The 8,909-nt window shown below is 37.4% G+C and carries 10 protein-coding genes; 2 read left to right on the top strand and 8 right to left on the bottom strand.

Going from position 1 to position 8,909, the window contains the following annotated elements; genetic code table 11:
- The first annotated feature begins 758 nt into the window (after positions 1-758).
- Entirely contained in the window at positions 759-1,763 is a 1,005-nt protein-coding gene (locus ACIFOT_RS30075) for an NADP-dependent oxidoreductase (RefSeq protein ID WP_430072000.1), read from the top strand.
- A 326-nt stretch (positions 1,764-2,089) separates the two neighbouring features.
- Here the strand turns inward: ACIFOT_RS30075 and ACIFOT_RS30070 are convergent, their stop codons facing one another.
- The 7 genes from ACIFOT_RS30070 to ACIFOT_RS30040 form a co-directional block, all read right to left on the bottom strand.
- Positions 2,090-2,923 carry an MBL fold metallo-hydrolase gene (locus tag ACIFOT_RS30070; protein ID WP_430071997.1) on the bottom strand — a complete coding sequence of 278 codons (834 nt, stop codon included), beginning with the start codon at positions 2,921-2,923 and terminating at the stop codon, positions 2,090-2,092.
- Positions 2,924-3,101: 178 nt separating this feature from the next.
- Positions 3,102-3,455, bottom strand: a complete 354-nt coding sequence (locus ACIFOT_RS30065) for an S-layer homology domain-containing protein (protein ID WP_430071995.1) — start codon at positions 3,453-3,455, stop codon at positions 3,102-3,104.
- A gap of 103 nt (positions 3,456-3,558) precedes the next feature.
- Entirely contained in the window at positions 3,559-4,356 is a 798-nt protein-coding gene (locus tag ACIFOT_RS30060; RefSeq protein WP_430071992.1) for an enoyl-CoA hydratase/isomerase family protein, read from the bottom strand.
- Positions 4,357-4,541: 185 nt separating this feature from the next.
- A complete protein-coding gene (locus tag ACIFOT_RS30055; protein WP_430071989.1) occupies positions 4,542-5,642 on the bottom strand; it encodes an alkene reductase in 1,101 nt (366 codons plus the stop codon).
- Between the two features lie 103 nt (positions 5,643-5,745).
- Complete coding sequence (locus tag ACIFOT_RS30050; RefSeq protein WP_430071987.1) at positions 5,746-6,009, bottom strand: ArsR/SmtB family transcription factor; 264 nt, start codon at positions 6,007-6,009, stop codon at positions 5,746-5,748.
- 76 nt (positions 6,010-6,085) lie between these two features.
- Positions 6,086-6,787, bottom strand: a complete 702-nt coding sequence (locus ACIFOT_RS30045) for an SDR family oxidoreductase (protein ID WP_430071984.1) — start codon at positions 6,785-6,787, stop codon at positions 6,086-6,088.
- Between the two features lie 76 nt (positions 6,788-6,863).
- Positions 6,864-6,986: a hypothetical protein gene (locus ACIFOT_RS30040; RefSeq protein WP_430071981.1), complete on the bottom strand. Its 123-nt coding sequence runs from the start codon at positions 6,984-6,986 to the stop codon at positions 6,864-6,866.
- Between the two features lie 338 nt (positions 6,987-7,324).
- Between ACIFOT_RS30040 and ACIFOT_RS30035 the strand changes: the two genes are divergently transcribed.
- Positions 7,325-8,203, top strand: coding sequence for a processed acidic surface protein (locus tag ACIFOT_RS30035; RefSeq protein WP_430071979.1), 879 nt, complete (start codon positions 7,325-7,327; stop codon positions 8,201-8,203).
- A 128-nt stretch (positions 8,204-8,331) separates the two neighbouring features.
- On the opposite strand, the gene ACIFOT_RS30030 is transcribed toward ACIFOT_RS30035, so the two are convergent.
- The coding region (locus tag ACIFOT_RS30030) for a hypothetical protein (RefSeq protein WP_430071977.1) at positions 8,332-8,909 on the bottom strand (578 nt) is incomplete at its 5' end.

Here is an 8,909-nt window from a genome sequence, read left to right as displayed (position 1 = left end):
AAACCACCCATACCCATTCCTAAGATTCTTTCCATTTTTATCTCCTCCTCAAATAGTGTCAAAATAATGTATGTGTCCCATTTGAAGGAGGAATAGATATTTGCCTAAAGTTTATCCTTGGTTATTTTGTTTTCGATATAGTCATGACATTTCATTGAGCTAGTGTTCATAAGATGATTAGTACAGTCATTATTTATTAGCCATCTTGTTACACAAACCTGCCCGTTACTTCAATAAGAAAAGCCCCAAAAAAGGCAGCTGTATCTTTAACTCTTGCACCCCGATAGTTTAAGTACAATTCTTAACAATCTTACAAACCACAAAAATATTCGTAGCTAAATTTCAGACATTCCTAAAAATATATAAACCGAATCCTAGGGTTTCTCTTCCCAATTTTTAAGTATATTTCTCTCCAACTTCTAATTCTATCTAACATTTCAGGACATCAGGGTCTTCAGGATGGTTATATCAATAGAAGAAACGCTCACCTTTAGTTAATGTTTTTTGATTATCCTATTTAATATTAGTCAAGTAATAATGAGATAGAACAGAAAAGGTAAATCAAGTCCTTCCATTATGAAACTCCCATTCTTATATCCTTACAAGGAAAATTCACCAAAAAAAGAGGATTACTCCAAAGTTCAGTATGAACCCGGTAAAAAAACAAAAACTAAAGACACGAGCAATTCTTTTTGATTCATCAAGTGATTAATATATAGTAAATATGATTCAAATTTAGGGAAAAAGGAGTCTCATACATGCCAAAACAAATACTATTAAAAAATAGACCAACAGGGATGCCAACACATGAGAATTTTGAAATAAGAGAAACTGAAATTCGCCAACCAGGACAAGGTGAATTACTAATCCGTACCGTTTATATTTCAGTTGACCCTTATTTGCGGGGGCGTATGAACGATACGAAGTCCTACATTCCACCCTTCCAATTAAATGAGGTTATTTCAAGTGGTGTAATTGGCCAGGTTGAAGAGTCTCAATCAGACCTCTTTAAAAAGGGCGATCTTGTTTTAGGTTCTTTAGGATGGGAAGAATATTCCATTGCAAAAGAAACAACCGTTCGTAAAATAGATTCAACCATTGCACCTGCTTCTTCATATTTAAGTGTGCTCGGAATGACGGGACTTACAGCATATTTCGGTTTAGTAGACATTGGTAAACCAAAGACGGGCGAAACGGTTGTTGTATCTGGTGCTGCCGGCGCAGTCGGATCAATAGTCGGTCAAATTGCCAAGCTTAAAGGCTGCCGAGTGGTAGGAATTGCAGGTTCAACCGATAAGGTCAAGTACTTGGTGGAAGAACTCGGGTTTGATGCAGCAATTAATTATAAAACTCAAGATGTTGGTGAGACCCTTAAAGAAGTGTGCCCGAATGGAATTGATGTTTACTTTGAGAACGTCGGGGGAAAAGTGACAGACGCAGTCTATCCTTTATTAAATAACTTTGCTCGAATTCCGGTATGTGGTGCCATTTCCTCCTATAATAACGAAACTGAGGATATCGGACCACGCGTTCAGTCCTATCTAATTAAAACGAGCTCATTAATGCAAGGCTTTACGGTTGGCAATTATTCATCACGCTTTGGTGAAGGTATCCAAGCATTGGCGGGTTGGCTTAAAGACGGCAAATTAAAGTATGAAGAAACCATTACAGAAGGCTTTGACAATACAATTGAAGCTTTTCTAAGTCTTTTCAAAGGAGCCAACCTTGGAAAAGCAATTGTAACAGTCTCAGAAATTCAGTAATGAACTAACAAAAAAACAAACAGAGTAATACCAAACGTTCCGTTTTGAGGTGCATATCGATAAATTGACAAACAAAATGACACTTTATCTTTATACTAAGGTTAGTTAGTTCAACGATAATAAAAGGGCCACACATTTTATATATGTCTAAAATGTGCGGTCCTGTTTCATTTGGGTTGCTTTTTATTTTATTGTATTAAACTCCACGTTCAATAAGAAAAACGGGATCGCCGTAGCCACCCCGTTATTGAACATAAGCATGCGTTAGTTGTATAAGATAATCAACATAAATTAAAAGGACCTGTCCAATAAGCCCTCAATGTCTTTTAAAATAAATCGGGTTTACGTACATTATTTTCATTTATTATCGATGTGACAATGTGTAGTGAATCCCATTCTCCGCCTGAAAATTTTATAATTGGGTATTTTTTTGGAAATAGCATATTACGGATAACTTCAACTGAATTCCCTTCTTTTTGTAAAGTTAATACTTTATGTTTAATAGATAATAAATAGTCTCGTTTTCGTTCAAGCGCTGTGCGACCATCTTCTACAAACCCTACATGGTTGCAAAATACATCTTGAAAATCATAAGTTAATACTCTCTCTAATGAGGTAATAATTGAAGGGATACTTTCTTCTGCTAATACTACTTTTGTCCGGTCACTTACAAATAAATCTCCCGTAAATAATTGACCTGTTTCCTGATTTAATAAAGCTTTATGATCAAAAGCATGACCAGGTGTATCGATTACTTTCCATATCGCATTTCTGGATGTAAACGTTTCAGGCATATCCTTAGCATGAAACGGCTTTCTTCTCCCCCAAAAGAGTTGCCTATATAAAGGATAATCTGCACGTCGTGCACAATTATCAATTGTTTTTTCACTTAAATAAATTGGTAGATTCTTAGTTTTTTCAATATAAGCAGCACAACCTGAATGATCTTCATGAGAATGAGTTATCATTACTTGATCAAAATCTGCTTGGTCAATAAAAGATTCGAAATATCTATGTAAGGACTGCGATCCTGTATCAATTAATACACCATCCACTAAATAACTGTAAACATTAAATGAAACACTTAGAAATTTAACTTCTCCATTCAAGTAGGAGACGCCATTTTTCTCTCCTAAGTATGATTTTTTCTTTAAAAACATCACCTTTCATCTCCTTAGTATTAAACTAAAATTCACATTCAATTAGTCATCTGTAGTAACGATATATATAATACGTATAAAATCCAGACTACAGTTACCTCCTTGCTCTGTAAGCCAAGTTTCAAAAAACCCAGTAGTTCGGGAACTACTGGGCTTTTGTTTGTGTTATCTAAATATGTTATACCTTCTTCTTAAAGCCGAATCTTACAAGTATTGCCGCTGCTTGGCCTCGAGTAATGAAATCACGCGGAGCGAGCTTGCCGTCTCCCATTCCCTGAATCCAACCCTCCTGTAGCGCATACAGGATTGCTAACTTAGCCCATACTGCAACATCTTCGCCATCCTTGAATATCGCTAAGAGGTCGTCATTTCCTCCTTCAAGCACAACCCCCGCCGCTCTAACAATCGTAAGAATGGCTTCCTGACGGGTAACCGGATCATTTGGACGCAAGAGGCTCTCGTCTCCCTGCACCCAGCCGAGCGCAGCCGCCTCTTCTACATCCTTATAGAACCTGTTGTTTGTTAAACTCATATCGCACGTAAAGGTTCACATGCTGCCATGCAACGGGAGAAATTTGTTTCAACACATCTGAATCTTGACCATGGCTCTCGTTGGCGGGTTTCCCCAACTTCAATTATTTTAAATCCCCTAAATGTTGACCTAAATGAAGCTCGAAATCACCTCGTTGACCAAAGCCCAGTGCCATCGCCTTTGACACTTTTTCTTGCGTATTTTGTGACATGGTTCTCGTGATAAAGACGGTTCGGGATTCCTGCAATTCTGAGACTTCAGGGATTCCGGTACGATTAATGAGCTGCTTGACGTCACTTAGGATCTGTTTATCGAATGCCGAAATTCTTCGAGCCAAGTTTTCCACATAACCGTCTAATTCTGCTTCGGGAATTGCTCTGTTAATCCATCCATAGCGTTCTGCGGTTGGGGCATCGTAGTCGTCAGCGCTAAGGATAATCTCAAGAGCTCGCGAACGTCCCGCCAAGCGGGGTAATATCTCCATGCCACCGCCTCCTGGTATGGTGCCGACCGCGACTTCAGGTTGTCCGAAGATGGCCTTCTCTTTGCTGGCGAACCGCATATCGCAGGCAAGCGCAAACTCGCTGCCGGCTCCCCGGGCCCTTCCCCGAATTTCAGCTATGCTGACAACCGAAGCCCTAGAAAGACGTGCGCTGAAATCAATAACTGGTGGATACTTTTCTCCAGTACGCGTTATATCAACGTGGGCTATGAAATATTCAGGATCTGCGCTGTCGAAAACAACGACCTTAAGATGAGGGTCTGTCTCGATTTGATCCATGAGCGTCATTAGCTCAAACATCGAATCTGGATCAATTAGATTAATGGGCGGGTTATGAAATGTAATACGCCAATAAGTAGGCGTTTTGCGATTTACGGTAAATTGATTGTTTGTGTTCATGTTAATAGCTCCTTAGGTTTTAATTGCCGTGTGCACGGTTTCGTTTTCTTAAGATTTTACATAGTATCCCTATTCCCCCTTCTGAAATATATATCAGGAGGGGGAATTCTTATTCCACCTTTTTGTCGATGTTGATGCTTATATCTTTTACTAAATCCATTTCCATTTCTTTCTATTCTAGTGCTTTAAATTAGTGTATTAAGATGCTTCTTAGCGTCGTATTCTTCCAATTCTTCACCATTTTTTAAACGATGAATAAAATCAGGATTAGAAATGAATGGACGTCCGAAAGCAGCAACATCAATTGTTCCTTCTTCAATCGCCTGATTCGCCATTTCTGGATTTAATGTACCTACTCCAATAATGACACCATCCCAGTATTTTCTGACTAATTGATGCATCGTATTTCCATCTGCAAGCACTCGATCAAATTGCATAATCGATGGGTGAATCATGGTTGCACCCGCTTCCTTAAATGCCTCAACAAATGTACGAATAGCCATTTCTGGATCTTCCCACATGTAATTTGGTATATCAGCTTTATGAGCAGAGAATCGGATCATTGTTCGTTCTGTACCGATTGCGTCGATAACCGCTTTAATTACCTCCTGCATAAACGTTAATCTTTGAGCAAGGTCACCACCATATTTGTCTGTACGATGATTGGTTATATCTGAATTAAATTGGTCAATCAAGTATCCGTGCGCACCATGAATTTCCACACCGTCAAAACCTGCTGCTATTGCATTTTTCGCAGCTTGCGCATATTGATTGATTACTTCATTAATATCTTCAATTGTCATTTCTTCAGGAACATCATATGGCTTTCGGAAACGAGAGACAAGACCCTCAGCTGGTATAGATGATGGTGCTTGAGGAGGCAGATTTCCAGCAAGCTCGTGATGAGATAAGCGACCAACATGCCATATTTGAGCGATCATTGTTCCTCCCTCTTTATGCACAGCATCCGTTACTTTTTTCCAACCCTTAATTTGTTCGTCTGAATAAATGCCTGGAATTCCAGGATAGCCTTTTCCACGAGGACTAATGACCGTTCCTTCAGAAATGATTAAACCAACTCCATCGGCAGCACGTTTTCGGTAATATTCAACAATATCCTCTCCTACTACGCCCGTTTGATTATCTGCAAAGGATCTTGTTAACGGTGCCATTGCGATACGAGAGCGTAAATTCCAAGCTCCGATTTTTATCGGTTCAAACAATTTACTGTCTAAACCATTTTTTAAATTTCCCCAAGAATTTGTTTCTTTAGTAATTTGACTCATATATTTTCCCCCGTTCATTTCAATTGTTCTGTATTTCTATAAATACTGAAATTAAAATTAAAATTAAAATTAAAATTAAAATTAAAATTATTCCGCTTTCACATTAAAGTAAAGCGGGAGCGTATTGTGCAAGGACTTCTCGTTGTAACCTGTAATATCTGAAGGTTCCCTCTCTGCGAACTGCTAATAATCCGCAATCGAGTAATGGTTTTAAATGATGCGTCAATGTTGAATTGGCAGGGCCTTTTAATTGATCTGCCATTTCCAGGCAAGCTAACTCTGATTGTTGAGCAAGTAATTTTACGATTTGTAAACGAGTGGATTCACCTAGTGCCTTATAGACTTTTACTGCAATATCATCATTCACCGCTAAAAACCTCCTTTCAGCAATTATTATTTCAGTATTTCTATAAGTATTGTATTATTCACTCATGTTTATAAATTTAAAACAATTGTTGGTAAATCGCTTTTACTCCACCAGATAAACGTTGTTGTACATTTCGACTTAAATCATCTGCTATAATTTCATAGCTATCGGCTTCAATACCGTTGATTGCAATCTTTGCAATATCAGCAGGTTTAGATTTTGGTGCAGTAACTCCTGCTACCATGTCTGTGTCCATATATCCTACATGTAGACCAGCAACACGAATATTTTTAGATGCTAGTTCTAGACGGAAGGAATTTGTTAAACTCCATTCTGCAGATTTGGCTGCTGGATATGCAGTACCTTGGTTCAAGCTGCTCACCCACGATAAAACAGAAAGGATATTAAGAATTGTTCCTCCACCATTTTTTTCGATAATCGAAGCAAAAGCACGGATCACGCTGAGAGTACCGAAATAATGAGTATCCATCTCTAATCGTATTTTATCCATCTCACCGTCAAGCAATGAAGCTCCTGTATGTGATCCAGCGTTATTAATTAATAAAGTTACATCGTTAGCAATTTCTGCCGCTTTAGCAATTGACTTTTCGTCTGTAACGTCGATTTGTAATGGAATGACACCTGGAAGATCAATCATTTCCGGATTTCTAGCTCCTGCATAAACCTTTGCTCCTCGAGAAAGTAGTTCTTGTGCAATATGACGACCAAGTCCTCTATTTGCTCCTGTAACTAATGCTATTTGTTTTGAAATTTCCATTTTTAATTTTCACCTCATAATTTTTATTTTACAAATTTATATAAATGAATTTCTTTCAATCATTTGAGAATCTATCCTAAAATTGATTTGCCATTTCCAGGCAAGCTAACTCTGATTGTTGAGCAAGTAATTTTACGATTTGTAAACGAGTCGATTCACCTAGTGCCTTACAGACTATTACTGCAATATCATCATTCACCGCTAAAAACCTCCTTTCAGTAATTCAAATTTTTCTTATTTCGGTATTTATAGAAATATTGTATTTAATTCGAGATGATATGTCAAGAGATTGCCTATCCCTGTTCTTATTCAACTATACTGCCCCGTTAGTGGAACAAGAAAAAGAGTTGTCGTAGTTACCCTATAGTGAAAAGCTCTACATTTGCCGAAATATAAAAAAATGCAGGTTCCATGGTCAATGAGACGCTTTCCTGCAAATTTATTAAAAGTCTAAATTTTATTGAGAATTATTTGCTTTTCTTAATTAGAGTCGGTAGGGGGCAAAATATTTATGCACCAAATAAAAGGAGGTTTCCGATGGTTTATATTAAGGCATTTCTGGTTTGTTTGCTTTCTTTTCCATTCCTGTTCAATGTTCCAGTCGCTCAGGCTGCTCCTCCAGAAAATGAATTGAACCAATATTTGGCCAGTATTGGCTGGACAAAACAGGACTTGATGGATTATCTGGACTATTATGAGATCCCTTTGGATGATTATAGTACAGTGGACGAGCTTAAAGAAGTTCTGGGAACCCCTATTAACTCGAAAAATTTGCAGGAGTTATTAACGAAATATGGTCTGACAGATAAAGAATTTAATGACCTCATGGACCATTTCGGCGACTCCTTAAATGACTATAAATTTATTGAGGATTTGGATGCATCACTTGAGTTTTATGTCAATTATGATGAATACATGGCCGAAACCGAAAATGCACTATCGGAATTTGGCATAACAGAGGAAGAAGCAGAGAGATTTTTTAACTATTTGAGTGAAGTCGAAGAAAAAAATAAAGACCAACTTGACCAAATCGCAACAAACGATACGCTTTGGGAAAAATTTCTCAATATCGAAGATCCTTCCCAATTAAGTGACCAAGAACTGAACGAACTGGTTCAAATCTTGGAGGAAACCATTGCCCTCTATGAAGTAAAGGTCAATTTGAAAGCAGACGGTAAAGCTATAACGTTAATGGATTTGTTGAAAATGTCAGAGCCTCCAGGTAATTTATCAGCGAGTGTCTATAGCAACTCAGGGGACCTTTTGATTGATTTCAACATTCCTAAATCGTTTTTTGATTCACTGGAAGGTCTAATGAATGGGGAAGACATGCTGCATTTAGGCGAGATTTCTGATGATTTTGTCGACCATATGCATGAAGAGAAATATGACCAAGGACGGAACGGTTTAAAATAAATGAAAAGCCCTTCTCTTTTGAGAGGGGCAACTTCTTAAAAATATTTACCCAAAATATAATCGCCACAGCCATTCCAATCCTTAACTCTTGCAGCCGTTTGTTCAAGAGGGACTTTTATATTATTTAATTATTTTTCTTTAATAATAAGATTTTTTTCTGCTTTACATACCAATTTGTAATACCCTAATAAGATAAACAAAAGTATCGGATCGATTATAGCTGCGTGCCATAATTTCCACCAACCATAATGGAAGTACCCCCAAGGTTCGGGAAGTAAAGTTACTGATTCATAAATTAAAATACTTATTACAAAAACAAAAATATACATAATTTTTTTCACAATTGAGGAATTAAAAGGAAACCAATTTAAAAACATCATGTTAACAGGAGGAATTAAAACGGTATGAGCAGGCAATGCTTTCCAATCAACATTTTTGGTGAAATACCAGTAACCATGATATTTCATATCTATATACAAATCGAAGATTTGTTGGAAAGCAATAGTAAATGCCCAAATGTGAAAGATTTGATTATTCGTTAGTCGTTTATTTGTCTTGAATGCGATAAAATTAAACGCAATTATTGCGATAGTAAGTCCTATCATATTAAAGTCCTTTTTATTTTTTAAGATAACCAACAAAAGGGAAGTTATTCCATTAACCTGCCCCGTTAGCCATCCATGAAACGCAAAAATCATCGCTTCAC

It is taken from the genome of Neobacillus sp. NRS-1170, assembly GCF_050468025.1.
The sequence above is the reverse complement of the archived record's forward strand: the minus strand, read 5'-3'. Positions and strand labels throughout refer to the sequence as shown.

Coding starts and splice junctions, on each gene's coding strand:
- ACIFOT_RS30075 (WP_430072000.1), top strand. CDS start 759: ATGCCAAAACAAATACTATTAAAAAATAGACCAACAGGGATGCCAACA.
- ACIFOT_RS30070 (WP_430071997.1), bottom strand. CDS start 2,923: ATGTTTTTAAAGAAAAAATCATACTTAGGAGAGAAAAATGGCGTCTCC.
- ACIFOT_RS30065 (WP_430071995.1), bottom strand. CDS start 3,455: ATGAGTTTAACAAACAACAGGTTCTATAAGGATGTAGAAGAGGCGGCT.
- ACIFOT_RS30060 (WP_430071992.1), bottom strand. CDS start 4,356: ATGAACACAAACAATCAATTTACCGTAAATCGCAAAACGCCTACTTAT.
- ACIFOT_RS30055 (WP_430071989.1), bottom strand. CDS start 5,642: ATGAGTCAAATTACTAAAGAAACAAATTCTTGGGGAAATTTAAAAAAT.
- ACIFOT_RS30045 (WP_430071984.1), bottom strand. CDS start 6,787: ATGGAAATTTCAAAACAAATAGCATTAGTTACAGGAGCAAATAGAGGA.
- ACIFOT_RS30035 (WP_430071979.1), top strand. CDS start 7,325: ATGGTTTATATTAAGGCATTTCTGGTTTGTTTGCTTTCTTTTCCATTC.